This is a genomic window from Salinimicrobium sp. WS361, assembly GCF_050750585.1.
Lineage (GTDB): Bacteria > Bacteroidota > Bacteroidia > Flavobacteriales > Flavobacteriaceae > Salinimicrobium.
The window spans coordinates 1-509 of the sequence record NZ_JBOJLM010000069.1; the positions used below are offsets into that span (position 1 = coordinate 1).

Here is a 509-nt window from a genome sequence, read left to right on the forward strand (position 1 = left end):
TCGAAATCCAAGTAAAGGAAGCTACAATACAAATACAGATCATTTAAGTAGCACCCATAAAGGTTATACCTCCTGGAGTCCTGAATACTTTAAAAACAAAGCCGCTCCTCACGGAGCTCACGTAGTGAATTGTGTAGAAAAGATACTTGCTGACAGTGAGTATCCTGAAACAGGCTATAAGCGGGTGATGGGCCTTATCCAGCTCCATAAGTCTTACGGTTCTAAAAGACTTGATAATGCTTGTAAAAGAGCTTTACAGGCAGATGCGACTTCTTATATGCGTATCAAGAATATCCTAAAGAACAACCTTGACCAAAGCTCTCTTTTTTATCAGGATCTTGAAGAAGATAAAACTCATATCCCATCCCATCAAAACATCAGAGGTGCCGCTGCTTATCAATAAATCATTTTAATCCAGAAATATGAATAACAATCAGACTATTGAAAAACTAAAACAAATGCGACTGGGGGCTATGGCTCAGCTACACCTTCAGCATGTAAAGAACAAC

Annotated in this window: 1 pseudogene; it reads left to right on the top strand. The window is 38.9% G+C overall.

Features of this window, described 5'->3' with window-relative positions:
• Nucleotides 1-403 (top strand): annotated as a pseudogene (locus ACQ93I_RS17280) (IS21 family transposase); the annotation flags it as partial.
• Nucleotides 404-509 lie beyond the last annotated feature (106 nt).